This window comes from Streptomyces sp. HUAS ZL42 (assembly GCF_040782645.1).
Taxonomy (GTDB): Bacteria; Actinomycetota; Actinomycetes; order Streptomycetales; family Streptomycetaceae; genus Streptomyces.
Genome location: NZ_CP160403.1, coordinates 2124550 through 2148892, shown reverse-complemented (window position 1 = coordinate 2148892; position 24343 = coordinate 2124550). Strand labels below are relative to the sequence as shown.

Sequence of the window (24343 nt, the reverse complement as noted above, 5' to 3'; positions counted from 1 at the left end):
GGCCCGTCAGTGCCTCCGTGCCCGAAAGATCTGGGCCGGGCTGGACATCGGCGAGCAGCACCACCATTGCATGGTGATCGGTGGGCAGGGCGAGCAGGCCCCCAGTACGGAAGTTGACTGCTGCCACCGCCCCGAGAACTTCATCGCCGGGGCCCCTCCTCCCGCACCGGAAGATGCCCCCTCGACGCCCCCTGACCGGTCACGGGAGCAGGCCGCAGAACAGGTCGAGGCCGCGTGGGCACCGCCAGGCGCCCCACAAGATTTCCACAGACTTCCCCGTTACGGTCCGGCCGCCTGTGCCGAAGGGGTGCGGGCCGGGCCACTCGGGGCGACCACGTGCTCCGCGAACGGGCCCTCCGGACCTCACACGGGGCTTGGCCGGCAGTATCGTCCACCGCGCCCGCAGCAGTGCGCCCACAGGAGAACAGGTGATCCAGCGTCAGACACTGGCGGGACGTTACCGCGTCGGTACCCGCCTCGGCAGCGGAGGAATGGCCGAGGTTTACCTGGCTCAGGACATGCGGCTCGGGCGTACGGTGGCGGTGAAGACATTGCGTGCCGACCTGGCCTTCGACCCGTACTTCCACGAGCGATTCCGCCGCGAGGCAAGGTCGGCGGCGTCACTGAACCACCCGTCAGTGGTGGCTGTCTACGACAGCGGCGAGGAACAACTGACCGGCGGCGGCGTCCTGCCGTACATCGTGATGGAGTACGTGCCCGGGACGACACTCGCCGAGAGGCTGCGCTCCGAGAATCCCCCCACGCTTCAGCAGGCGCTGGAGCTGACGGACGGCGTCCTGGGGGCACTGGAACACGCCCATGGGGCAGGCATCGTCCATCGTGATGTCAAGCCTGCCAACGTCATGCTGACCGCAGACGGCGCCGCCAAGGTGACGGACTTCGGCATCGCGCGGGCCATGTCGGGCCAGGAGACGGCGATCACTCAGGCCTCCATAGTGATTGGCACCGCGGAATACCTGTCGCCGGAGCAGGCCACCGGGCAGCCCGCGGACGCGCGCAGCGACCTGTACGCGGTCGGCTGCCTTTTCCATGAGCTGCTGACCGGACGCCCTCCCTTCCATGGCGGCTCTCCCCTCTCGGTCGCCCACCGCCAAGTCCAGGAAACACCGCGAGCCCCCTCGGAGCTCGTTCCCGGCGTTCCCCCGGAGGTGGACGCACTGGTCCTGAAGGCGCTCGCGAAGGACCCGGCACAACGTCACCAGGACGCTCCGGCGATGCGGGTCGCCGTTGCCGCGGTGCGGACCTCACTGACGGCCGAGGCCCCAACCACCGCAACCCTCCATTGCGACTCGGAGCGGACCGAGTTCGACTCGGAGCGGAGCGAGCCACCATCAGCCGCCCCACACAAGGCAAGGAGCCCCCGCCGTCGAACACGCCCCCGCCGCGTCCTTCCCGCCGTGGCCGTTTGGCTGGTCATCGCACTCGGCGGTGCAGGAACGTTCGTCTGGCCGACCCTCCATTCCGCCGCCGAGTCCACCCCGCCTCAAGTGCCCGCTCCGGACCTGCTCGGAAGAACGCTGCCGGACGCACGGGACCAAGCCCGGACCACCGGATTCCGCCTGGTGCGCAGCAGCTCGGGCGCCTGCAGCGACCCCAGGCAAACAGGGGGCCGCGTCTGCGGCCAGAGTCCGTCTGCCGGCTCCCTGCTCGATCAAGGCTCGGTCATCACCGTCCTTGTCTCCCCCAGGGACCGGCGCACAGACACCGCATCGGCCTCCCCGACACACCACGAGAAGCTGGTGACAAGTGAGCGAAGCATGCCCACCGGACTGTCGGGCCGAGATGGAGCTGCCAAACCATGACGACAGTCGTTTCGGTGCTGCCCTCCGGACGCAGTTTCAGCCTCGCCGCCCAGCTGCGGGGCATGCCCAGCGGCACATGGATCCACGCGGCCACGGCGAGAGGCGCCGCAGCCGCCGGACTGAGGGCCGCACGACGATCTCGGGGGGTCTGTGTCGACGGCGCCTTCGTCCTGGACCGCCAGAACCCGGTCGGCCGCACCGCACTACCCCCCCCGTGATGACGACCGCACAGACTTCCGGGGCGTCCTGTCCGAAGGGACCGGAGCGCTCACCGAGGGGGACATCAATGGAGGGGGACACGATGGTGTTGGCGTTCGACGAGACGGCGACGAAGCTGGTCGGCAGAGCTGCCGAACTGGCACGATTCGACTCGGTGATCGGCCGTGTGGGGCAGGACGACGCTCCCGCAGTGATCGACGTCGCCGGAGACGCCGGCATGGGCAAGAGCCGACTGCTCAGCGAGTTCTGTGCGAGGGCGCGGCAGCGGGGGCTGACCGTGCTGCGCGGCAGGGCCACGGAGTACGAACTGCACACCCCGTTCCAGGCGTTCACGGACGCGTTCGTCGACGCCGATCCCTCCTTCCTCTCCTCGGACGCCGTGCCCGAGGCGGCGGCACCCGTGCTGTACGGCGCCGGCGCGGCGCAGCACGCGGCACAGGGCACGGGCGTCGGCGACCGCTTCGGCCTCTACCGCGCCGTCGCGGACGTGCTGACCGGGCTCGGGGAGCGGAGCGGGCTGGTGATGGTGCTGGACGACCTGCACTGGGCGGATCCCGCGTCCCTGGAATTGCTGGACCACATGATCCGGCACCCGGTACGCGGGCGGGTGCTGCTGGTCGTGGCCCGCCGCGAACGACAGACGCCGCCCCGCCTTAACGCCGCGCTCATGCAGGGCGTCGACAGCGGAGCGGTTCTGCGCACGAGGCTGCGACCGCTGGCCGAGCAGGAGTCGATCGAGGCACTGGCCCCGGATCTGCCACCGCGCGACGCCAAGGAGATCTACGAGGCCAGCGGGGGCAACCCGCTCTACCTCCGTTGCCTCCTGCACGCCTACCAGCACGGCGCACGGCGCGGCACCATCGCCAGGGGCCACGACGACACCGCGACGGGGGTGCCGAGCGGGCTCGTCTCCCTGCTCCTGGAGGAACTGACCACTCTGACCGACGCACAGCGACGTACCGTCGAAGCGGTGGCGGTCCTCGGGGATCACGCCACACCCACCATGGTGAGTCTGACGACGGGGAACCCCACGGCGGCTGAACTCGACGACCGCATCGAGGTGCTGGCACGCCGGGATCTGCTGCGCCTTGGCTCCGACGGCCGCTGGACACTTCGCCACCCGCTGCTGCGGGCGTCGGTCTACGAGCACACCCCCGCATCCCGGCGTACCGAGATCCACCGCATCGCTGCGGAGGAACTGGCCAGGGCCGGCGCTCCCGCCGCCGAACGCGCCCACCACGTGGAGAGATCGCTGGTCGGCTGGGATCCAGTGGCGGCAGCCGTTCTGAGCGAGGCCGCCGCCCAGTTCGCCCACACGGCACCCGCCACGGCCGCACACCTGCTGGAGGTCGTCCTGCGGCTCATGCCGGACACGCCCGCCTACGCGCGGCAGCGCGGCGAGCTGACGCTGGCGCGAGCCAGAGCGCTGGGTGTGGGCGGCAGCCTGTGGGAGAGCCGTGATCTGCTGCATGCGCTGATCAGCGGGCCGGGGCAGGACGACGTGTCGCTGCGCGGGGACGCGACGGCGTTGTGCGCCATGATGGAACGCCACCTCGGGCACTCCCCTGAAGCGCTCGCCCTGCTGCAGCGGGAACTGGCTCGCACCCCCGGCCCCGAGCCGCGCCAGGCGGTCTCCCTGGGACTCGCCCTCGGCATGGCCGCCCTGAACACCGTCTCCTACGCCGACGTACGAGACGACATCGCGCGGACCCTCGCGGTGGCCCGCTCACACGGCGATCTCATGGGCGAGGCAGCGGTCCTGGCGCTGGCGTCGCTGGGTGAGGCCTACGAAGGGCAGGCCGCAACGGCGCGCGGGTTCGCCGACGCCGCGGCCGGGCTCGTGGACGGCTTCACCGATCCCGCCGTCACGGAAGTCTCCGAGTCGCTGGTCTGGCTGGCCTGGGCCGAAGCCGTGCTGGAGCGCTATGCCGACGCGGAACGCCACGCCGACCGGGGACTGGACGTCGCTCGCCGCAGCGGCCAGGTCCACGTTCTGCCTCACCTGCTCACCGGCAAGGCCTTCGTGCAGCTCACCACGTGCCGGTTGCCGGCCGCCCTGGAGTCGGCAGAGGAGGCGGAATCCGTCGCACGAGCCATCGGCAGCAGCGATCTCCTGGCCTTCACACTGTGTTTCAAGGCGCTGATCCTCCTCCTGTGCCGCCCTCTGGGCGACACCGGTGCCCTGACGACCGCCGAGGAGGCCGTGGCCGCGGCCGGCGGAAGCGCACACTGGTGGGCCTCACTTGCCGGATGCATGCTCGGCCAAGCGACCCTCGTCAGCGGCGAGCCGCACCGGGCACAGCACGCCATTCTGACGGCGGGCGGTCCCGAACTGCTGAAACTCCAGCCCTCGATCCGCCCCGGCCAGCTGGAAACCCTCGTCAACACCGCCCTCGCGGTCGGCGACGCCGGGCAGGCCGCGCGCTGGGCGGCACAGGCAGTCGCGGAGGCCGAACGGATGGGGCTGCACGGCCAGCGGGGGGCGGCACTGCGCGCCGAGGCGGCGCTCGCCCAGCATCGGGGCGACCCACGCGCGGCCGCCAGTCTCTTCGAACGCGCCGCGCAGGCGTACGTACCCTCCGGTGCGACGCTCTGGGAGGCGTACTCCCTGCTCCTGGCCACCCCCCAAGCGCAGGCCGCGGGTGACGCCCGACGCGCCGCCGCGATGTGGAGACGGGCCCACAGTCTCCTCGCCGACGGCGACGCACGCCTGTTGTCCGACCTGGCCGTGATCGTGCGTCCGCAAAACGAGGAGTCCTCGCGCACGCCGACGCAACTCGATCAACTCACCAAACGATCAGCTCAGATGGAAGAACCCCTCCGCACACCGACAGAGCTCGACCAACTGACCAAAAGAGAAAGGGAGATAGCCGAACTCGTCGCGGAAGGGCTGAGCAACCAGGCCATCGCGACGAAGCTGTACCTCAGCAGCCGCACGGTCGAGAGCCACCTGTCGGCCATCTACCGCAAGACCAGTTTGCCCTCCCGGGCAGCACTGGCGGGCCTCGTGACACGCGCGGCCCTCGACCGGCGGACCGAACCGACCCTGAACCGCTGCTCGTTGGAACGAAACGACCTCTGAGCTTGAATACGCCCCGCCCGCAGGACCGTCGACGTCCTCCCGCCCTCACAGACCGAATACGCCGACGGTCTGCGCGTCCATCGCTGCGTCGCCGCGGTCACCGTCAGGAGTCGACCGGCCCCCACTTCCGGCGCCGGTCGTGACCCGCGCCCGACCGCCAGGGCGGCGATCAGCATGCGTGGGAATCCACTCAGGATGAAGCACAGGGTGAACACCGGCCAGCGGGGCAGTCTGTGTCCCAGCGCTGCGTACAGCAGCGATCCGCCAAGCGCGCCTGCGGAGAACAGGCCGGCGAGAAGTCCCAGATCGACCGAGCCGCCGAGATCGCGTGTTGCGTGCACGGGCAGCAGTACCGCGCTCCATCCCTGGTCCAGACCGTTGGTGACCAGCAGGACGAGGGTAAGAGCGAGAAATGAACGCGCCCTCGGGTCTCGCGGCGCGTGGGAGGTGGCTGTCGTACTCGGTCGGGATGACCATCACCGATGCCATCCACCAAGCCGTCTTGAAGGTCCCCGCGTCCGCGTGGACACCGGCCGTCGAGCCGGACGGCGAGGTCCGCGACGGCGCCTGGGTCGCCGAACTCGACGTCGGCAGCCACTGCCTGAAGGGCTGGCCCAAGGGGATGCGGCTGATCGTCCGCAAGGAACGCCCGCACCCCGGCGCCCAGTTGCGCTTCACCGACGCCGACGGGCTGCGTCTGACCTGCTTCGCCACCAACACCACCGGACAGAAGATCGCCCAGCTGGAGCTGCGTCACCGCCAGCGGGCCCGCGCCGAGGACCGCATCCGCGCGGCCCGCGCCACCGGCCTGCGCAACCTGCCCCTGCACGACACCGCACAGAACCAGATCTGGCTGGAGATCGTCCAGATCGCCCTCGCCCTGCTCGCCTGGATGCCTATGCTCGCCCTCACCGGCACCGCCCGGCTCTGGGAACCCGGACGGCTCCGCCCGCGGCTGTTCTCCACCGCCGCCCAGCTCGTCACCACCGGACGGCGCCGCGTCCTCCGCCTCGCCCGGCACTGGCCCTGGACAAACGTGATCAACGATGCCCTGGCCCGGCTCGACGCCCTGCCCAGCCCCGGCTGACCAGCACAGTCCCGTCCCGACGAGCCTGAACAAATGTCCCGGAGCCGTGAAACCGGCGCCCACCCGACGCGACAGCCGGGCCCTCACGCTGCCCGCAAGCGCCCCAACAAGCCGAAACCGCCGGCCAGTTGAACTGACGAACCGTCACGAAGGTTCGAGGTTAAGCGGAGCTTCGGATATGTCCGTCGCTGCAGGAGATGACGTCGCCGTGCGTGAAGGCGATGACCAACGCCAGCTGTTCCCGGGCCAGTTCACGCCTCGTCCTGAAGTCCGATACCAGCAGAGAGCCGACGAAAAGCGCCGCGCCCGCGAAGGCAGCCCCCCGGCCGGCGTCGACCGACAGCGGCGCCAGGAGTCGACTGATCATGTCCAGGATCACCACGTTGCCGGATGCCAGATCCGGGCAGTGGTCCAAGAGCCGGTCGACCCCTTCATGAAACCCGTTGGGTGAATAGTCCATGGCGACGCCCGCTTCGTCGCTGAGGCGGAGTGTCGCCGCACGCCAACGTAGATCGACCTCGCCGTCGAAAGCGGCGTCCGTGCCCTCGGCTTTGGCGTCGCGGATCGTCTTCGCCGCAAGAACGCTCCCGCGCAACGCACACAACCGTGCTTCCGCCTGTGAGAGACCGTTGATCAGGGATCTCGCCGCCTGCCATTCTTCGAGAAGTAGAGCGCTGGCAATCTTGTTGACCTTTACCAGCGCCATGCGATTCGCCAAGGGAAGAATGATCAGTCGCTCGTACTCCGTACCCACCGTCGACCCCGCCCCGCGTGGGTTCCAGGCCTCGAGGAGGTCGCGCCTTATTTCTTCAGGAGTTTGTGGATTCAGCGCTTCCACTGTCAGAAACCTACCCTTCGGAACCCAGACCTAAAGGATTTCATAAAGCTGAGGGTCCCCAAGCCGAACGCCACCACGCTGATCCACAGGACCGGCCGGTATCCGGCGTAGACGGAAACAAGGCCGCCGCAGATCGCTCCGATCGGGAGCATGCCCATCAGCATGGTTCCATAGACTCCGGATACGCGGCCGTAGAGGTCGGCCGGAACGTGTCCCTGCCGATATCGACGCGTGAAGACGTTCACCAGCGAGCCCGAGCCCCCCATGAGTGCGTATCCCAGGACAGGGACGACGACGGAGACCGACGCGAACATCAAGGACAGCGGCCCCAGCATGGCGGCCGGTGCGGCCAGCACTGTCAGGCGGTAGACGCTCCACCTGCGGGCCAGTCCGGGTGCGACGGCCGCGCCGACGACGCTGCCGACGCCGAGGCCGGCGATGACGAGTCCCGTCACCAGCGAGCCCAGATGCAGGGCTCGCACCATATAGACGACTGAGATGCCTTGCAGGGTCATGAAGCCGAAATTCGACAGTGCACCCCCGATGGCGAGGTATCGCAGCGTCACGTTGCGCCAGACCAGCTTTACGGCACCGGACATCGCTGGGTTCACCTTGCTGGGCCTCTCCTTGGCCGTTGCTTGGATGGTGAAGGCCGACGGCCTGAGCCGAAGCACGGTCATCAACGAGACGGCGTAGGTGAAGGCGTCCAGTACCAGTGCCCAAGCCGCCCCCACAGCGCCGGCAATGGCACCCGCCATCGGCGGGCCGGCCAGCATGCCGGTATTGGTGCAGGCATCGATGCGCGAGTTCACAGTGATCCAGGACTTTTCGTCGAAAGCGCCGATGACGTACTTGCTCAGACTTGCCTCGAAGACCACTCGGACCGCCGCGACCAGCATGACGATCGCGATCATGCCGACGACCGACAGTGCCCCGCAGAAATAGAGCAACGGCAGCAGGGCGAGCAGCGCGAGGCGCAGCGCGTCAGCGGCGATCATCAGCCTTCGCGGGTTGCTCCTGTCCACCAGGATTCCTGCCGGGACTGCCAGGAAGAGGAAGGGCAGGTAGCGTGCGGCGGCGATCGCCGAGATGGCCAGCGGGCTCGCGCCGGCCAGTCCCGTGGCCAACAGCGGCAGGGCCACCCCGGTCGTCTGGGTGCCGAGCACGCTGGTCGTCTGGCCGATCAGAAGCAGGGTGAGCTGCCTCCTCTCATGCTTCGGCACCGCTCGGGCGGGCGTAGCGAAGGCCGTGTCCTGGCTCACGAGTTTCCTGTCCGCTGGTGGACAGCCAAGTCAGCTTCCCTGGCTGGGTGGGGATCCAGCCACCCGTATCGTCGCTTCGAAGTCATGGACCCGTCGCATCGGTCATCACGGTCCCGGTCACGGTCTGGAGGGCTGCCCCGTAGTCGGACCTTCCAGCGCTCGGGTGCCACGTTTCCAGGCCCGGCACGAAGACGCGACAGGCGTGGATCCCCTCATACCTCGGGAAGGCTATGTAGGCCCAGTCGGCGAAGCCGGCGGCGGCCAGCGCGGCGGAGACGCGCTGCAGGGCCTGACGTCCTGTCACCGGGGCAGCCTCGTCCTCGACGAATGAGCGGGGCGTACCCGGACTGGCGAGCCAGTGTTCCTCGGGCATCGCTGTCAGGCGGCGCTTCTCGACCAAATGTCGGTCTTCCCGCGCGCCCTGCAGATCGGTGGCCCTCGTCTGCGCAAGTTCGAGCAACGCCGCTCGCAGCGCCTTCTCCTTGGACAGCGCGCAACCGTATCCGGCGCACCCCAGGTACTGCTCGAAGCCGACCTCTTCGATCGCGGCCACTCCGAACGTCGGCAGTCCGACATGTGAGGGGATCTGTTTGATGGTCAGGCGGAGCCCGGCGGCGGCGAACCCCTCGAGGATCCACAGCAGGCTCTTCGGCACGGTCTCGGGGTCGACGGTGTGGGCCACGTCGAGGTTGTCCCGGAATCCCGCGAGGATGTCCAGGCCCAACCCGAGCTTCGTTGCGAGGTTGGCCAACGGCAGGAATCCGCCGTGGGATGCCTGTACCTCGGCCACCGACACGTTGTGCCGCTCGACGAGCTCGAGCAGTGAGTGGAGAAGCGCGGAGTCCGGATCGGTGTGGGCGGCGAGGCCGTTGGTCGACGTCAACACGAACGGCGACGGGCCGGCTTCGGCCGGTGCCGTGCCGCTGAACGCGTAGTGTGCCGGCACCCAGACCGGAGAACCGTTGGGGTAGCGGGTGGCCTTGACCCAGGGCAGTGCAGAACCACGATCGTATCGACGCTTCCGCTCGGTGAAGCGGTCCGGCCCCCATACCTCCTCGCGGGCCCCGAGGTCTTGTTCCGACGACCAGATCCACTCGGGCTCGCACGGCCACAGCGCCGCGGTACGCTCCAGGCACTCCATGATCGCGGTAAGCCGGGCTTCAGCCCGCGTACCGCCTTTGCCGCTGTAGACCCACAGCCCGTCGCTCGTCCCCGGCTTGGTGGCGCTGGCGGTCGGCACACCCAGGGTGTCCAACCCGGTGGTATCGGCAAGCCGGGTAATGCCCCATGACGCCAACCGCGGGTAGAAGGCGTCCAGCTGCCGCTCGAGCACGTCGGTCTCCTTGTTCACCGGACCCCTCCCGTGGCGATCGCGTCGAAGAGAAGCTCCGCATCACGCTTCTTGATGTCATGACGGTCGTCGAGCACGTACTCCACGGCTCGGCTCGTCATTCCAGCGGTTCGCATGACGGCGGAGACCGCGGCGCGGCTGCGTTCCGTGAAATGCAACTCGCTCAACCCGCTGACGGCGAGGCGTGCCACGTCCGGCGACAGCATCCCCTCCGCCAGGGCGGCCTCCAGGCCGAACCTGACGTTGACGAGGAACACGGTGCGCGCCTCGTAGGTCCGCGGGTCGAGGTCCGACACCAGCTCGTCATCGCAGGTGACGGTCCGGTCCAGGACCTTGTCGTAGACCCAGCCGTAGCCGGTCATGCCCAGGTCGCGCAACTCAACCGCCCGAAGCGCGCCCAAGCTGCTGCTGCCGACGAGCCTCACTCCCCGGGAGATCAGGCGGAAGCATTCGGTCGGGGACGGCGAATGCCCCGTGATCATGACTCCGTCGACGAGGGCTACGACGTCGCCCTCGGACACATCGAGCGCGTCGAAGTCCCCCCGTACAGCGGGGCCGTGCCACTCGATCCGGGCGGAATCGCTCAGGAGACGCGGTCGGCTCGGCCCGATGAAGGCGATGACGCGCATACTTCGTCGCATCCTAACGGTAGGGGGATGACCTGTAGTTCATGACGAAGGCCTGCCGTGGTCCCGGCCTGAGCTTCTCCGCACTCCGGTGTACCGAGTAGGCGTGATGGATGATCACATCCCCTGGGGATGCGGGTACCGGCGTGTAGCCCTGGGGGAATTCCTCGCTCAACTCTCGTTCGAAGATCGGCGAGTCGGAGGGCTTGTGCGGCAGGAGTCTTCCCGGCGGAGTCGCCGGATAGCCGTATTCCAAGGGCGAGTCGTCAAGCGTGACCTCGGTCAGGGGGCACCAGAGGCCGATCGCGAGCCAGTCGGTGAAATGGTCCTTGTGGAACTCTTGGTTCTGGTGCGGCGGCGTTGCGACAGAGCCCTGTGACGGTTTGGCGAAATACTCCGCGACCAGGGGTATCACGCCGGTGGGAAGAAGTTCCCCCACGAATTCCAGGAGTGCAGGGATACGGAGCAGGTCGAATATGAAGTCGCTGTATCTGTCCAGGCCGCTTGCGGAGAGAACCTCACCGCGGGCGTCAAGAACGATCTTTGCTTTGCTGTCCTCGGCGGCCGCGGACAGTGATCCGACCAGCTCGTCCTGCAGTTCCTTCAGTGTCGCGGGTGGTATCGCACTCCTGAGGTGTACGAAGCCGTTCGTGTAGAGGTCGTTGACGACGTCCTGCAGGACCGTTCCGGTCGGGAGGTCCAACTTTGTCTCATTTAGCAGGGACATACAGTGTCGGCCTCCCCGTGAGGTCAATGCTCTCCGACTGCAGCGCCGCCAGGGGGATCCGTGTGACGTCCGCCGTCTCCAGGATGCTCGATGCTGAGGAAATGAGGTACGTCTCGTGATTCTCCCCGTAAAGCGGTGCGAGGAGATCGACGATCGGCTCCAGCGCCGTGCCCGTGCGGTTCTCCTTGGTGATCCGCAATTCCATGGTCGTCGCAAGTTGGAACAGGAGCATCGGGACTTCGGGGTTCGGGATCCATCCGTGCATGAGCAGCGTCGTCGTGTCGAACATCTGAAGGCCGTAGCCGAAGTCGACACCCAGATCACACATGAGTGTGTCGAAGCTGCTGATCCCCGGCAGGACGCTGGTGCGGACCGACTGCCGCTGGGCCAGGTCGAGCATGTACTCACTGGCGCTGACCAGGAACAACGGATGCCCGTGGACCAGGAACGCCACCGGCGGGGCCGCGGCGGCCTCGCTGACGACGCGGTCGGCGATGGCCTTGTACGCGGCCTGCCTCATGGTCAGGCCCTCGTACATGTCGGCCACGTCGATCACCTCGGGGCCGAGTGCCTCGATGCTGCGCATGACCGCCGGGTCGGCGTGCAGGACGAACACCTTCCTGCAGATCCGCAAGGCCTGCTGGGTTTCCACTGTCAAATGCAGCGGGCTTTGAATGCCGCTGCCGAGTAGGTACAACGACGTCGCCATGATTCATCCCTCCTGTGCGGTGAGAGCGCCCCGCCGGGATTCGGCAAGGCGCTCCCGTGGTACCGGAATAGCTAGTCGTTCCCCCTGCCGTACCCGTTGTCCATCAGGAAGGCGCGGAACTTACGGACGTCGACGCCCCACTCCTCGAGAGCGACGCGCTTCATGGTGGCGAGGAGCTCCCGCTCGCTCTCCGTGAGTTCTGTGTCGCTCAGCGCGGTCTCGGGAGAAAGCAGCAGTGCCTCTCGGAACTCGATGTCCTCGGCGGCGCGCGCAAGAATTCCCTCGATGCGTTGCTTGCCCTCTGCCGTCAGCGGTGTAGCCATTTACAGATCCCTTCCGTGTGACGAATCTTCATGATTGATTTGTCTTGAGGTTGACCATGGTCCGGCTCGAAGTGTCTCTGTACCGGTTGTGCCTGTGGCCTGATATCGAGGGCCACATCGGCATTCGAATCGGAGCGAAGCACGGTTGGCCTCGAAGACGCTGACTTTTTCATTGACGACCGCCGTGACGTCGCATTCACGGCGAGCGACTGAATCCGTCCCGAAAAACCTACAACCCGCCATGCGTTCCAGCATCCGTGAAACCACGTAAAAACTCGTAACGCGTTCTTGCGGATGTGTGCTGGTGGGCCGTGACCGGTACGACGATTCCGCCGTTCGTGAGGTGTGGGGAGTCGGCCGTGGATCGTGGGTGATGAACTGTGGTCGCTGATCGAGCCGTTGCTGCCGCCCCGGCCGCAGAAGGTGCCCGGCCCGAAGCCGGTGGATGACCGGCGGTGGCTGCAGGGCATCCTGTACGTGCTCCACACCGACATCAGCTGGCAACAGCTGCCGCTGGAGCTGGGGTTCGACGCAACACTGGAGTGCCGGAGCAAGGACCGCCGGTAGTGCTGGAACATCACTCAGCCGTGAACGTCGAGACTCCGCAGCAACGCGCGCCGCAGTCCACCGGCACCTCGAACGAACTGACCTGCGCGGAGCGGTGGTCGTCCTCGGTCCGACTCCCCGGCGGGCGGCCCGATGAAGCCTGCGGAAGTCCAGAAGAGTCCGCCCTCGGGTGGGCAGTGACCGACGAATGCGGGGTCTGCGGCGCCTGCCAGGCGGTGTGCCCCGCCGAGGCCGTCCATACGACCTTGAGCTCTCGACGAGGTGGCAGCCCTACCTGGCGGCCAACGCCGACTTCTTCGCCGACATGGGCTCCCAGGGCGGCGCCGCCGACCTGTGCAGGACCGGCAACGACCCGGACAGTTGAGATACGGCGCACGGCCCGGGGCAGCCCAAGGCGGTCATGGCGGCGGTGGTTACGCGGGATGCCGCTCGGTGTCCGTCTGGTCCCGCTGTGCGGAGCCGATGGTGAGTGGCGGTCGGGGGACCGGGGTGGGCAGTCCGAGGAGACGTCCCCGGACGGCGGCGGCGAGCAGCGCCGGGTGGAGCAGGCCCGCAGGGGAGCCGACGAGGTGATAGACGCGGTCCAGGGCGTGCTGTGCCCTCAGGTTGCCGTGTGCGGCGAGCCGGTCCACTGCCCCCGACCATCGGCCGAACAGCGCGTCGAGGCCGGATGCCGGGCGGCCGCCTGTGTGGCGCAGGTCCTCTCCGGTCGCGATGGCCCAGGGGAGGTCCGCCGCCCGGTGCAACCGGCGCACCAGCCGCCGCTCCCATCCCGGCCGCACGTCTGCGGCCAGCGCCTGCCGCAGGAGCAGGGCCTGGGTGGCGGCTACGGTGATTCCCTGACCGTAGACCGGGTTGAAGGCGCACAGGGCGTCACCCACGACCAGGAGCCCGTCCGGCCAGTGGGTCAGACGGTCGTAGCGGCGCCGTACATTGTTGGTGCGGCGGTGGACCGTGATGTCGCCGATGGGGCCGGCACTGCGGGTGAAGTCGGCCAGCGCCGGATCCCGCAGCCGGTTCAGGAAGGCATTGAAACCGGCCGGGTCGCGGGGCGGCCGATGGTCTCCCGCGCCTACCGCCGCCACCATCCAGCGTCCGTCTTCGACCGGTAGCGCCACACCGCCGGCCGGTGCGCCCGGAACAGGAAGCATGACGATGCCCGCGACCCGGCCGAGGTGGTCGGGTGGGGCGGCGTAGACCCGTCCCGCGTAGCCGAATCCGGCGTCGACGACGGTGGTCGTGGGCGCCTCGATGCCCAACTGCGGCAGCCAGTCGGGCAGTCGGGAGCTGCGCCCGGCGGCGTCGACGACGAGGTCGGCCCGGACGGGCGGTGCGTCGAAGCACTTGACGAGCCAGCCGCCGCCGGTCGTGGTGGCGCCGCGGCTCAGGCCCCGCACCCGCGTGCCGCCACGCAGCTCCACGCCGGGCAGCTCTGCCACCCGCCGCCGGACCAGGTGCTCGACCAACGGGCGGGTGGCGGAGACCAGTTCGAGCGCGGGTGTGCCGAACGGTGCCCATCCGCGTTCGCCCAGCCACGCCAGGTCGCCCGTGTCCAGCGGCACTCCGCCCGCGGCGACCAACTGTCCGCGCAGCCCGGGAAGAAGCTCCTCGATCGCCGACAGCCCGCGGTGGAGCAGTACATGGGGCTGACGGCCCTGCGGGACACCGCCGCGGGGCACGGGCGCTCCGTGTTCCTGCCACTGGTCCTGTTCGAGGACGGTGACCGAGCGGCCGGTCGCCCCGATCACCGCTGCCGTCAGCAGCCCGGCCATGCCCGCCCCGATGATGACGGTGTGCTCGGTGTTCATGCTGCCTATACCAGCCGGAAAAGGAGCCGCCGCACCTGCTTCAGCCACGGCAGCGGGACAAGGCGCCACAGCGGAGCACCGGAAGACAGCGGTATGTGCCCGCGGAGTAGGGCCCCGTAATCGAGTGACGCGGCGTGCGGAAAATATCCTGGCTTGCAGGCCACGATATCTTTGAAGCCCTTGTTGTGGTAATAGCGTAGCTGCGGGTCACGGGGAAGGCCGTGACGTTTTTCACGCATGTATGTGTCCGCCGGAATATCATGATTGGTGCGTCTCCAGGCCCGGAGACCGGGCATCGGGGAGCCGAGATAGATATCGCGCCAGCCGTGTTTGAGCGCGTGTGGCCAGAAGAATTCGAATATGGCGGTCACCGCGTCCGCGTCGACACTGCTCAGGCTGATTCCGAAGAGTGATCCGGTGGTTTCCGGATGGGGCGTCTCCACCCGGGCGCAGTCGGCCCAGGTGGCTGCCGAGCCCAGCTCCGCGGTCGTGATCGGCTTCATGAACAACGAGGCCAGCGCCGCCCCGCCCGTCTCGAACGCCCCTATGCTCAACCGTGGATACGCCTGGATGCGGGCGGCCAGCTCCGCGCGGTCCGCCGCCTGGTCCTGGTCCCACTTCGTCTGCTCCAGTGTGATGAGCGCCTCGACATCACCCGGCCGCAGAAAACGGACCTCGATGGATTCCGAGGGAGCGTCGGATTCCCTGTCGGGGTGGTTCTGGACCAATCGGCGCGGACTGACCATGGCCATGTTTTCTCTCCTGGAAACCGAATCGGCATGCACCTCCACCATGACGACCGACCGATCGTTCGGGAAGCCCTTCGGTGTTTTGGACGGGATTTGTGCATGAGTGATTCACCTCAGGTTCACGTTCGAAATCCCGTATTCATTCGATGTTCGGAGCGAATGTGATCCCGACTACGTTTTCCGGTCCCGCGGGAATTCGCGGGTATTCTTCAGGCGGCGTCATGCCTGCCCCAGGACTTCTTGGCCGGCGGCCCCTCGCCACCCGCGCAGAAGCGGGAAGGCATTTCGCGAGCTCGCAGCGGACACCGTGGATCCGGCTCGCGTGTTCCCCTCACCGTTTTTCCCCGCCCCGTCTCAGGGAAGCCGTATGACAACTGTGCCCACAGCCGACATCCGACTGTTGCTGGACCTCGAACCGGTTGTGGAGGCCGGCCTCAATCGCCACCTGGCGACAGCCAAGGAGTGGTTCCCGCACGAGTACGTCCCGTGGAGCCGGGGCCTCGACTTCGACGGTGTGCTGGGCGGACAGGCCTGGGACCCCGGCCACTCCGAGTTGCCGGAGGCCGTGCGTACCTCACTGATCGTCAATCTGCTGACCGAGGACAATCTGCCGAGCTATCACCGTGTGATCGCGGAGCACTTCGGCCGCGATGGTGCGTGGGGCACCTGGGTGCACCGGTGGACGGCCGAGGAGGACCGCCACGGCCACGTCATCCGGGACTACCTGTTGGCAACTCGGGCAGTCGACCCGGTGGCCCTCGAACGGGCCCGGATGGTCCACATGGCCACGGGCTTCGAACTCGAGTACACGGGCGCCGCCGAGGCGATCGCGTACGTGTCGTTCCAGGAACTCGCCACCCGGGTCGCACACCGCAACACCGGCCGTCTCTCCGGCGACCCCGTCTGCGACCAACTGCTGGTCCGCGTCGCCCAGGACGAGAACCTGCACATGCTCTTCTACCGCGACCTGCTCGACGCGACGTTCGACCTGGCGCCCGATGTCGCCATGCGTGCGGTCACCACGGTCGTGACGTCCTTCCGGATGCCCGGCCACGGGATCGACGACTTCGCCCGCAAGTCGGCGCAGATCGCCATGGCGGGCATCTACGACCTGCGTCTGCACCACGACGAGGTGCTCATGCCCGTACTGCGCCGACTGCGGGTCTTCGAGCGCTGCGGTCTCGGCCCGGACGGCGAGCGCGCCCGTGATGACCTGTCGAAATACCTCGCCCGGCTCGACCGCACCGCGAACCGCTTCACCGAGCGGTGCGAGGCCGCCCGACACCGTGCCGCCTCGGCCGGCCACCGCGCCCGGGTCGCTGACGACGGCGGCAGGTGAGCGACCGCACGGACCCGGAGAACAACCGGAAGGAGCTGGAAGAAGTGACAGAAGCCTCCGACTTTCGACCACTGCCGGCGGCCACGGGCACACCCATGGCCCACCTGCACAGTGAGACCCCGGCGGTGTTTCGCCAGCTGGCCTCGGACTGGCCGGCGGTCAGCACCTGGACGTTCCGTCACATCGCCTCCCTCGCCCCGTCGCTGCCGGTGCAGCTCGTCAAGGGCAACAGGGAGAAGGACCACACGGCATTCACCGATTCGACGCTGGGCGAGTACCTGGCTTCCCTGACTGGGGGTTCTCTGACCGGGGAATTCCCGGACGGTGACGATCGGACCTACCTGAAGGAGTTCGACCTGCTCAAGCGGTTCCCCGGGCTTCGGGGCGATCTGAGACACGAGCAGATGTTTCCGCGTGGCTCCGTCACGTCCTGCAGCACCTGGATCGGACCCGCCCTGGCACGCACGGGCCTGCACCACGACCTGCTCGACAACCTCGCCGTCCAGATCACGGGAAGGAAGCGCTTCTACCTGGCACGCCCCGGCACCGTCGAACGTGCCGGGGCGCTCTCCGCCAAGTACGACACCTGGGCACGGCTGTCACGTGTGGGCATCGCCGAGCTGGCCGCCGCCGACGACCCGGCGGCCAGCGACGACTTCTTCGCCGTGGATCTCGAACCAGGCGATGTGCTCTACGTCCCGGCACGCTGGTGGCACGAGGTCGTCAACCTCAGCGCAGGCATCCTCCTCAGCGGATTCTTCGGCCCCAGGATGCGGGTGACCTCCCTCTGGGCACGCGTCCGACTCCGCGACACCCTCCATCGCGCCGGGCTGCTCAGCCCGGGCAACTGCACGTGCCATGCGGATCGCCGGGGCGCTCGGCACCGGTGAGGCGGGACGCCATGAGGAGCGCCGCCGAGCGGAACGCCCCGGCTCATGGCCAGATCACTGCCGATGAGGATCCTCATGAACCTCTCCGAGCGCTGCGTGGGCCACAGCAGGGCCGCACGTGCGGATGCCCGCGACCGCCCGCCATCGCCAGTGGCATGGGCTTGTGGGCTTGCCGTACAGATGATCAATTCATGTACCTTGCGTTGGGCTGGTGTGCGGTGGGGGAGACTGGGCCGGCATACCTTCCGGCCAGTGCCCCGCCAAGCCGTGCACACGGTCAGGCGTTACCGGACGGCACCTGTCCGCGGATCGCGAACCCCGTGGCAGTGGCCTCGGCCAGGTACATGTTCTGCCGCAGCCGGCCGTCGGCTCCCACCGAGACCCTGCCGCGCGGTCCGGCCAGATGGAGACCGTGCAGGGCCCGGGAGACCTCACCGCCCCGCGGCGACCCCGCTTTCCGCGCGGCCCGGGCGAACAGATGCAGGCCCTCGTACGCCGACTCCGTCAGCGCCGACGCTGACGGCGCCCAGGGACCGAAAGCGGCCCGGTAGCGTCGCAGGAAGTCGGCGTTCTCCGCCGTGTCCAGGGCGGAGAAATACGGCAGGCAGGACCAGACCCCGCTGCCCGCGGCGCCCAGATGCTCTCGGGTGCTCTCCTCCAGCAGGGGTGCGAGCGTACGGATACGGCGGCGCAGCCCCGCGGCGTGGAACCGTCGCTCGAAGTCGATCGAGCTCCACCCCACCAGGCTGGAGAGCACCAGGTCGGCGCCGGACGCCTCGATGTCCTCCAGCACGTCGTCGAAGGACGACTCGCCGAGCCGGACGAGGCGCTCGCCGACGACATGCCCGCCGTGGTGCTCCGCGATGCGGCGGCCTCGCGCGCAGACAGCCCGGGGCCAGGAGTAGTCGTTGCCGATCAGGTACCAGGCGCGCCCGCCGCTCTCGCGCATCAGCGCCGGAACGGCCTGCGCCAGTTGGTCCGCCACCGACTCACCGAGCCGGAACAGCGTTCCGTCCTGCACGCGGCTGCCCTCGTTCGCGGCCGTGTAGAGGTACAGCAGGCCCGACGCCCGCGCGTAGCGGCTCACCGCATTGAAGGTCGCCGAGCTGTGTACGCCCACCACGGCCGCCAGGCCCCGCCGCTGGTCGAGTTCCCGCAGCCGGGCCAGCCCCGTGGCGGCGTCGGTGCGATCGTCGATCACCTCGACCCGCACCGGCCGCCCGCCGATCCCGCCCTCGGCGTTGATCTCCTCGGCCGCCAGCGCCGCGCAGTTGGCGGCGGCCCGGCCGAACAGGCCGGCGCTCCCCGACATGCTGGTCAGCAAGGCGACACATGTCTCGTCGGCTCGGCTCTCGCGGTCCGGCGCCGCGCAGCCCAGACTGCCCGTCATCCAGCCGAGAGCCTCCTGATCGAGTTCGGTGACCGTGCGCACCCGGGTGCCCCCGGGCTCACGGGCGAAGGTGATGGTGATCCGCCCGGTCCACGGCGTCTCGTGCTGCAGCACGATCCGCCGGTACGGCCGCATCTCCACGATGCGTGCCGTGCCCCGTACGGTCGTCTCGCCCCCCGGGGCCGCGAACGGCAGGGGTATGTCGACGCCGGCCGCCGCGCCGGGCTCCGCGTGCTCGAACCGCGCGGAGAACAACCAGCCCGGGCCGCCGGTTCGGCCGAACATGCCGAACGCCTCGTGCGGGGGCACCCCGAGGTGCGTCTCGTTGACGAGGACGATCTCGTGCATGGACTCTCCTCAGCAGGCCGTGACAAGGCCCGGCTGACGGGCACGCCGGGAGGCGTGCCCGCGGCCGTCATCCGCTCTTCGCTTCACGCAGCCCGCCCTCCGGTCGGTCTGCTGCCACCCCCTGGTCCGTGGGCAGCGACTGCTCATAGATCTGGCGCAGGAACGCGATCGCCGCGTCCGCGCGGTTGGGACCCAGACGGTACCGCCGGTGTTTGCCGTCGCGGATCTCGGAGACCAGTTGCGCGTCCCGCAGGACCCTCAGGTGCGCCGAGACCGCGGTCCGGCCGATCGCCGGGAAAGCGGCCGCGATGTCTCCGGCCGTGGGTTCGTTTTCCGATGCCAGCAGGGCCAGAACGGCCCGACGGGTCGCGTCGTTGAGGGCACGGAATACCAGGTCGCTCTCGTGGCTGTGGTCGATCACTTCCTGGGACCTCTCATCCTTTCGGAATGCGGCGGCACCGTGATTCGGCGACAACATGCCAATGTATGTGTACCCGTTGACTTTACCGTTTCGGTGCCCGCCGGGCCAGGCCGGTGTGGGCCCTCAGGGCGCCATCCGGCCGGCCACATGCTCGACGATGCCCTCGTGAACCTGCCCTTCCTCGGCGATCTGCCCCTTCTCCATCAGATACCACCGGTCCGCCACGCCCAGCGCCATGTCCAGGTGCTGCTCAACGAGGAGCACGGCGACGCCGGCGGCGGCGATCCGCCGTACCGCGTCGGCGAACCGGGCCACGTTGGCGGGCTGCAGGCCCTCCGTCGGCTCGTCGAAGACGCACACCGTGCCCGGAGCGGCGATCGTCCGGGCGATCGCCAGCATCTTCTGCTCCCCGCCGGAGAGGGTTCCCGCACGCTGGCGTTCCCGGCCCCGGAGGAAGGGGAAGAGCTCCGCCGGCTCCGACAGGTCGCGGATACCGGCCAGCCGCAGATTCTCGGCCACGGTCAGCTCGCCGAACACCGGCCGGTCCTGGGCGACCACCCGCAGCCCGGCCCGCCTGCGCCGAGAGCCGGGCCAGGCGGTGACATCCCGGCCCGCCAGGAGCGTCACCCCTGCGTCGGCACCCAGGGTGCCCGACACCGCGGACACCAGCGTGGTCTTCCCGACACCGTTGCGGCCCAGCAACGCCACGACCTCGCCGGGCGCGACCGACAGATCGACGCCGCGCACCACCGTGGTTCCCGCGTAGCCCGCGGTGAGCCCACGGATCTCGAGCGCCTTCCCGCCGAGGGCATTCGAAGCATCCCGGGTACTGGAAAGAAAGGTGCTCATGACCGGCCTCCCGCCGCCCGGCCGACGTAGACCGCCGACACTTCGGAATTCGACTCGATCTCCGCCACCGTCCCGGAGGCCATTACCTCGCCGCCGCGCAGCACGGTGACCCGGTCGGCGACGCTGCGGATGAAGGCCATGTCGTGCTCGACGACCAGGACCGGCAGTCCGTGGTCGCGGACGAGTCCTCGCAACACCTTGGCGACCTGATAGGTCTCGGCCCGGGTCATGCCCGCGGTGGGTTCGTCGAGCAGCAGCACGTCGCAGCCCGCGGTCAGCGTCATGGCGAGCTCCAGCAGCTGCTGCTCGCCGTGCGAGAGGCTGCCTGCGGGGGTGTCCATACGGTCCGCGAACCCGGCGGCGTCGAGGACGAACCACGCCTCCGGCGGCAGGTCGGCCGTCCACCGCTGCCGCACCAGTGCGAGCGCACCGTGCGTCCTGCCCCACCGGGCCAGGGCGAGGTTCTCCGCCACGGTCAGCGAACCGGCGACGCTCGGTGCCTGGAACTTGCGGCCCAGTCCGTAGCGGGTCAGTTCCCACGGAGGCCGACCGGTGACGTCCCGCCCGTTCAGCAGCCAGGATCCGTCGGTCGCCGGCGTGAACCCGGACAGCACGTCCAGCAGCGTCGACTTGCCCGCCCCGTTGGGACCGATGAGGCAGTGCACGCCCGGTTCGGTGAGGTCCAGGTCCACCCCTCGCAGCGCGGTGAAGGGACCGAAGCGGCAGCCGACCGACCGTACGACCAGTCCGCCGCCGGCCCGGCCACCGGTCGACGGGGCCGCCGCGCCGAGCTCCACCTGCCGGGGTGGGAACCACCGTGCGGGCAGGCGGCGGCGGACCACGACCGCCACCCCGTCGGGGACGAGGACCACGGCGGCGACGAACGCCGCACCCGTCACCAGCAGCCAGTAGTCGAGCGCCGTGTCGGCCAGCAGGTTCGCACCGGCGCTGACCACCAGTGTGGCGAGAACCGGTCCCCAGATGGTCCGCCGTGAGCCCAGCATCGCCCAGACCACGAAGTTCGTGCCCATGACGAGCCCGATGAGGTTCGGGGAGACGAACTGGACCTGAAGCACGTACACGGCGCCCATCAGCCCGGCCACGACCCCGGTGAAGGTGAACACGCCGGTCTTCGCGGCTCCCACGTCGTAACCGAGGGCGGCCATCCGGCGTTCGTTGTCCCGTACGGCGGCCAGGGCGACACCGTACGGGCGCCGCGCGAGGCTCGCCAGCAGCACGATCACCAGCACCGCCAGACCCGCCGTGACGCCTGGTGCGGCGGTCGGGGTGAAGGCGAGCGCGCCGATGTGGAAGCGCGGGATGTCGGTCAGGCCGTTGAAGCCGCCGGTCACCCCGGTCCAGCGGCCTGCGACCTGTTCCGCCGCGAGAGCCACGACGAAGGTGACGAGGGCGAAGCCGACCGCGTCCAGCCTGCGCCGCAGGCCCACCGCCGCGATCAGCCGCGCCATGACCCCGCCGAGCAGCGCCCCGGCACCCAGCCCGGCGAGCGACCCGTACGCCCCCGCGTGCAGACCGAACCAGGCACCCGCGTACGCCCCCACGCCGAAGGTCACGCTGTGACCGAGATTGAGGATTCCCGCGGTGCCCCAGGTCAGGGCCAGCGCGGCGGTCACCGTGCCGAGGACCAGGAACTGGGCCAGCAGTCCTCCGGCCCAGGGCCCGGCGAGGACGGCTGCCGCGGCTGCCAGCGGTACGGGCAGCAGTTTTCGGACGAAGGGGTTCATGAGGCCACCCGGAGACTCGCGGAGGGACGGACCTGCACCGCCAGGAACGCCAGCAGCAGTACTGCCAGACGGGCCAGCAGCGGGTCGGTCCAGAAGGTCGTCAGGTTCTGCACCGCCGCCAGACCCAGCGCGGCGATGAGCACCGGCGCCACGCGCCGCCCCGCAACGATGACCACGAGGAAGGCGGTGAACACGTAGTCCAGGCCCATGTCGGGCTGGACGTTGGTGACCGGTGCGACCAGTGCCCCGGCGATCGCGGCCAGGCCCGCGCTCGCCGCGAACACCACGAGGTTCACCCGCGTGGAACGCACCCCCAGGGTCTCCGACAGCGCGGCGTCGTCGGCGACCGCGCGGACCCGCAGTCCGAGGGAGGTGAACCGCAGCACGGCAAGGACTGCCACGACGACCGTCACCGCGAGCCCGGCGAGCAGCAACAGGTAGGTGGGGAAGGGGACGCCGAGCACCCGGGTCGCACCGGGCAGTGGATTGGCCACCATCCGGTAGTCCTTGCCGAACTCCAGCTGGATCAGCTGGCGGACGACGATCGACAGGCCGAAGGTCGCCAGGATGGACAGCTCCGGTGACCGGTACAGCCGACGTATCAGCAGTACCTCGGTCAGGGCGCCCACCCCGAGTCCGACGGCGGCGGCCGCCGCCAGGCCCACTGCCCAGGGCAGGCCGTGGTCGGCGGTGACGACGGAGCCGTACGCCCCGATGGTGAGGAACTCCCCGTGCGCCAGGTTGATGATCCGCATCAACCCGAAGGACAGCGACAGTCCCACGGCCGTCAGTGCCAGGACCGCGGCGGAGGAGAGTATGCCCAGGGTCAGGGCGATGGTCTGGTCCATGCGTCCGTCACCCCGTGCACTTGCTGTCGGCCGCGACGTCCGGGAAGGTCTTCTCGATCTTGACGACCCCGCCGGTCACCTGCCCGACGTAGACGGGCTGGGTCGCGGTCCTGTTCTTCTCGAACGTGACCTTGCCTGCGGGCGCGTCGAGGGAGAGCCCGCCGAGCTTGGCGGCCACATCCTTCGCCTCGGTGCTCCCGGCCGCGTTGGCCGCCTGAGCCCATGCCTTGATGGCGACGTAGGTCTGCTCCGAAAGGGAGGTGACGGTCGGGGCCTCGGCGCCGAACTTCTTCCGGTACGCCGTCAGGAAGGCGGAGTTGGCGGGGGTGTTCAGGGACTGGAAGTATCCGAGCGAGGTGTACATCCCCTCCGTGACCTTCGGGCCCATGCCGGCCAGCGTGTTCTCCTCGTAGAGGATTCCCAGCCGCTGCGCCTGGCTGTTGCCCAGCCCGGCGTCGTACGCCTGCTTCTCGAAAGCGATCGCGTCACCTCCGACGAGGGCGGGGAGCAGCAGTTCGGGGTTCGCCTGCTGGATCTTCTGGATCACGGCCTGGAAGTCGGTGGTGCCGAGCGGCACGAACGCCGTCCCGACGACCTCCCCGCCCGACGCGGTGATGTACTGCTTGGCCGCGGCGAGGCTCGCGCGTCCCCAGGCGTAGTCGTTGCCGAGCAGGAACCACTTCTTGCGGCCCGTGGTGCTCTGTGTCCAGGGGATGGTCTGCTTCAGCTGCTGGCTGGGGACTTCGCCGTTGGTGAAGAGGTCCGGGTCGCAGGTGCCGCCCTCGAAGACGGGTGTGTACATGTAGAGCGTGCCGGCGGATCTCGCCTTGGGCAGCACCGCCTCCCTGGTGGCGGAGGTGTGCATGCCCACGAGCACCGAGACCCCGTCGGAGTTCAGCAGGCGGGTGGCCGTCTGTCTGCCGGTGTCGGGGTTGGTCGCGTCGTCGCCGATGACCACGCTGACCTTGCGGCCGAGCACCCCGCCGGAGGCGTTGATCTCCTGGGCCGCGAGTTCGGCGACGTTCCTCGTCGCCGGCCCGAAGAGCCCGGCGGGCCCGGACATGCTGGTCAGCAGGCCGATCTTCAGTGCACCGCCGGAGTCGGACTGCTGCTTCTCGGCACTCGACTTCCCGCTGTCGGTGGCGCAGCCCGTCAGGGCGAGCGCGGAGGCCGCCGTGACGGCGAGCCAGGTCTTGTTCAAGTGGTTGGACTTGATGGTGGACACTTTTTCCTCCAACATGTCATCGCGTGAGCGAACGATGACATGAGCGTCAGGGGTGGTCAACCCTCGAAAAAGCCGCAACCAAAGCCGGCGTCGTACGGGCGGCGGCGCAGTGATCGT

The 24343-nt window shown here is 68.9% G+C and carries 21 protein-coding genes and 2 pseudogenes; 8 read left to right on the top strand and 15 right to left on the bottom strand.

Going from position 1 to position 24343, the window contains the following annotated elements; all coding sequences use genetic code 11:
• The first annotated feature begins 428 nt into the window (after window positions 1-428).
• The 4 genes and pseudogenes from pknB to ABZO29_RS09965 form a co-directional block, all read left to right on the top strand.
• Complete coding sequence (pknB, locus tag ABZO29_RS09980; protein WP_367319782.1) at window positions 429-1823, top strand: Stk1 family PASTA domain-containing Ser/Thr kinase; 1395 nt, start codon at window positions 429-431, stop codon at window positions 1821-1823.
• The gene (locus ABZO29_RS09975; protein ID WP_367319781.1) at window positions 1820-2041 is read left to right on the top strand and encodes a hypothetical protein; all 222 of its coding nucleotides are present in this window, start codon (window positions 1820-1822) and stop codon (window positions 2039-2041) included. Before pknB ends, ABZO29_RS09975 begins: the two co-directional genes overlap by 4 nt.
• Window positions 2042-2109: 68 nt before the next feature.
• Window positions 2110-5124: an AAA family ATPase gene (locus ABZO29_RS09970; RefSeq protein ID WP_367319780.1), complete on the top strand. Its 3015-nt coding sequence runs from the start codon at window positions 2110-2112 to the stop codon at window positions 5122-5124.
• 424 nt (window positions 5125-5548) lie between these two features.
• A pseudogene (locus tag ABZO29_RS09965) lies at window positions 5549-6211 on the top strand (transposase); the annotation flags it as partial.
• Between the two features lie 160 nt (window positions 6212-6371).
• On the opposite strand, the gene ABZO29_RS09960 reads toward ABZO29_RS09965, so the two are convergent.
• The 7 genes from ABZO29_RS09960 to ABZO29_RS09930 all read right to left on the bottom strand — a co-directional run bounded on the left by ABZO29_RS09960 (window position 6372) and on the right by ABZO29_RS09930 (window position 12047).
• Window positions 6372-7049: a hypothetical protein gene (locus ABZO29_RS09960; protein ID WP_367319779.1), complete on the bottom strand. Its 678-nt coding sequence runs from the start codon at window positions 7047-7049 to the stop codon at window positions 6372-6374.
• A 2-nt stretch (window positions 7050-7051) separates the two neighbouring features.
• Window positions 7052-8311, bottom strand: a complete 1260-nt coding sequence (locus ABZO29_RS09955; RefSeq protein ID WP_367319778.1) for an MFS transporter — start codon at window positions 8309-8311, stop codon at window positions 7052-7054.
• An 82-nt stretch (window positions 8312-8393) separates the two neighbouring features.
• A complete protein-coding gene (locus tag ABZO29_RS09950) occupies window positions 8394-9662 on the bottom strand; it encodes a YcaO-like family protein (RefSeq protein WP_367319777.1) in 1269 nt (422 codons plus the stop codon).
• Window positions 9659-10291 carry a TfuA-like protein gene (locus tag ABZO29_RS09945; RefSeq protein ID WP_367319776.1) on the bottom strand — a complete coding sequence of 211 codons (633 nt, stop codon included), beginning with the start codon at window positions 10289-10291 and terminating at the stop codon, window positions 9659-9661. Before ABZO29_RS09945 ends, ABZO29_RS09950 begins: the two co-directional genes overlap by 4 nt.
• Before the next feature lie 13 nt (window positions 10292-10304).
• A complete protein-coding gene (locus ABZO29_RS09940) occupies window positions 10305-10991 on the bottom strand; it encodes a phytanoyl-CoA dioxygenase family protein (RefSeq protein ID WP_367319775.1) in 687 nt (228 codons plus the stop codon).
• A 7-nt stretch (window positions 10992-10998) separates the two neighbouring features.
• A complete protein-coding gene (locus tag ABZO29_RS09935; protein ID WP_367319774.1) occupies window positions 10999-11724 on the bottom strand; it encodes an SAM-dependent methyltransferase in 726 nt (241 codons plus the stop codon).
• A gap of 71 nt (window positions 11725-11795) precedes the next feature.
• On the bottom strand, window positions 11796-12047 hold the full coding sequence (locus ABZO29_RS09930) for a hypothetical protein (RefSeq protein ID WP_367319773.1): 252 nt from the start codon (window positions 12045-12047) through the stop codon (window positions 11796-11798).
• A gap of 363 nt (window positions 12048-12410) precedes the next feature.
• Here ABZO29_RS09930 and ABZO29_RS09925 point away from each other — a divergent pair.
• Window positions 12411-12581, top strand: a pseudogene (locus ABZO29_RS09925) (transposase); the annotation flags it as partial.
• 220 nt (window positions 12582-12801) lie between these two features.
• Window positions 12802-12978 (top strand): hypothetical protein, encoded by a 177-nt coding sequence (locus ABZO29_RS09920; RefSeq protein ID WP_367319772.1) that lies wholly within the window; start codon window positions 12802-12804, stop codon window positions 12976-12978.
• A 49-nt stretch (window positions 12979-13027) separates the two neighbouring features.
• Here ABZO29_RS09920 and ABZO29_RS09915 read toward each other — a convergent pair whose 3' ends face one another.
• Both ABZO29_RS09915 and ABZO29_RS09910 read right to left on the bottom strand, forming a co-directional pair.
• Window positions 13028-14422 (bottom strand): NAD(P)/FAD-dependent oxidoreductase, encoded by a 1395-nt coding sequence (locus ABZO29_RS09915; protein WP_367319771.1) that lies wholly within the window; start codon window positions 14420-14422, stop codon window positions 13028-13030.
• A gap of 5 nt (window positions 14423-14427) precedes the next feature.
• A complete protein-coding gene (locus tag ABZO29_RS09910) occupies window positions 14428-15174 on the bottom strand; it encodes a hypothetical protein (RefSeq protein ID WP_367319770.1) in 747 nt (248 codons plus the stop codon).
• A 364-nt stretch (window positions 15175-15538) separates the two neighbouring features.
• Between ABZO29_RS09910 and ABZO29_RS09905 the strand changes: the two genes are divergently transcribed.
• Both ABZO29_RS09905 and ABZO29_RS09900 read left to right on the top strand, forming a co-directional pair.
• On the top strand, window positions 15539-16510 hold the full coding sequence (locus ABZO29_RS09905) for an acyl-ACP desaturase (RefSeq protein WP_367319769.1): 972 nt from the start codon (window positions 15539-15541) through the stop codon (window positions 16508-16510).
• Entirely contained in the window at window positions 16507-17400 is an 894-nt protein-coding gene (locus ABZO29_RS09900; RefSeq protein ID WP_367319768.1) for a cupin-like domain-containing protein, read from the top strand. Before ABZO29_RS09905 ends, ABZO29_RS09900 begins: the two co-directional genes overlap by 4 nt.
• A gap of 277 nt (window positions 17401-17677) precedes the next feature.
• Here ABZO29_RS09900 and ABZO29_RS09895 read toward each other — a convergent pair whose 3' ends face one another.
• The 6 genes from ABZO29_RS09895 to ABZO29_RS09870 form a co-directional block, all read right to left on the bottom strand.
• Window positions 17678-19138: an ABC transporter substrate-binding protein gene (locus ABZO29_RS09895; protein WP_367319767.1), complete on the bottom strand. Its 1461-nt coding sequence runs from the start codon at window positions 19136-19138 to the stop codon at window positions 17678-17680.
• A 67-nt stretch (window positions 19139-19205) separates the two neighbouring features.
• Window positions 19206-19559 carry an ArsR/SmtB family transcription factor gene (locus ABZO29_RS09890; protein WP_367319766.1) on the bottom strand — a complete coding sequence of 118 codons (354 nt, stop codon included), beginning with the start codon at window positions 19557-19559 and terminating at the stop codon, window positions 19206-19208.
• A gap of 123 nt (window positions 19560-19682) precedes the next feature.
• On the bottom strand, window positions 19683-20408 hold the full coding sequence (locus ABZO29_RS09885) for an ABC transporter ATP-binding protein (RefSeq protein ID WP_367319765.1): 726 nt from the start codon (window positions 20406-20408) through the stop codon (window positions 19683-19685).
• Window positions 20405-22153, bottom strand: coding sequence for an ATP-binding cassette domain-containing protein (locus ABZO29_RS09880; protein ID WP_367319764.1), 1749 nt, complete (start codon window positions 22151-22153; stop codon window positions 20405-20407). Before ABZO29_RS09880 ends, ABZO29_RS09885 begins: the two co-directional genes overlap by 4 nt.
• Window positions 22150-23001 carry a branched-chain amino acid ABC transporter permease gene (locus ABZO29_RS09875; protein WP_367319763.1) on the bottom strand — a complete coding sequence of 284 codons (852 nt, stop codon included), beginning with the start codon at window positions 22999-23001 and terminating at the stop codon, window positions 22150-22152. The genes ABZO29_RS09880 and ABZO29_RS09875 overlap by 4 nt, the downstream gene beginning before the upstream one ends.
• A 7-nt stretch (window positions 23002-23008) precedes the next feature.
• Window positions 23009-24226: a substrate-binding protein gene (locus ABZO29_RS09870; protein WP_367319762.1), complete on the bottom strand. Its 1218-nt coding sequence runs from the start codon at window positions 24224-24226 to the stop codon at window positions 23009-23011.
• Window positions 24227-24343: the final 117 nt, after the last annotated feature.

What these genes read in the sequence shown, in the direction of transcription:
- ABZO29_RS09945 (WP_367319776.1), bottom strand. Translation starts at nt 10,291, where the DNA reads ATGCGCGTCATCGCCTTCATCGGGCCGAGCCGACCGCGTCTCCTGAGC.
- ABZO29_RS09970 (WP_367319780.1), top strand. Translation starts at nt 2,110, where the DNA reads ATGGAGGGGGACACGATGGTGTTGGCGTTCGACGAGACGGCGACGAAG.
- ABZO29_RS09975 (WP_367319781.1), top strand. Translation starts at nt 1,820, where the DNA reads ATGACGACAGTCGTTTCGGTGCTGCCCTCCGGACGCAGTTTCAGCCTC.
- ABZO29_RS09880 (WP_367319764.1), bottom strand. Translation starts at nt 22,153, where the DNA reads ATGAACCCCTTCGTCCGAAAACTGCTGCCCGTACCGCTGGCAGCCGCG.
- ABZO29_RS09895 (WP_367319767.1), bottom strand. Translation starts at nt 19,138, where the DNA reads ATGCACGAGATCGTCCTCGTCAACGAGACGCACCTCGGGGTGCCCCCG.
- ABZO29_RS09930 (WP_367319773.1), bottom strand. Translation starts at nt 12,047, where the DNA reads ATGGCTACACCGCTGACGGCAGAGGGCAAGCAACGCATCGAGGGAATT.
- ABZO29_RS09875 (WP_367319763.1), bottom strand. Translation starts at nt 23,001, where the DNA reads ATGGACCAGACCATCGCCCTGACCCTGGGCATACTCTCCTCCGCCGCG.
- ABZO29_RS09905 (WP_367319769.1), top strand. Translation starts at nt 15,539, where the DNA reads ATGACAACTGTGCCCACAGCCGACATCCGACTGTTGCTGGACCTCGAA.
- ABZO29_RS09885 (WP_367319765.1), bottom strand. Translation starts at nt 20,408, where the DNA reads ATGAGCACCTTTCTTTCCAGTACCCGGGATGCTTCGAATGCCCTCGGC.
- ABZO29_RS09915 (WP_367319771.1), bottom strand. Translation starts at nt 14,422, where the DNA reads ATGAACACCGAGCACACCGTCATCATCGGGGCGGGCATGGCCGGGCTG.
- ABZO29_RS09910 (WP_367319770.1), bottom strand. Translation starts at nt 15,174, where the DNA reads ATGGCCATGGTCAGTCCGCGCCGATTGGTCCAGAACCACCCCGACAGG.
- ABZO29_RS09920 (WP_367319772.1), top strand. Translation starts at nt 12,802, where the DNA reads ATGCGGGGTCTGCGGCGCCTGCCAGGCGGTGTGCCCCGCCGAGGCCGT.
- ABZO29_RS09935 (WP_367319774.1), bottom strand. Translation starts at nt 11,724, where the DNA reads ATGGCGACGTCGTTGTACCTACTCGGCAGCGGCATTCAAAGCCCGCTG.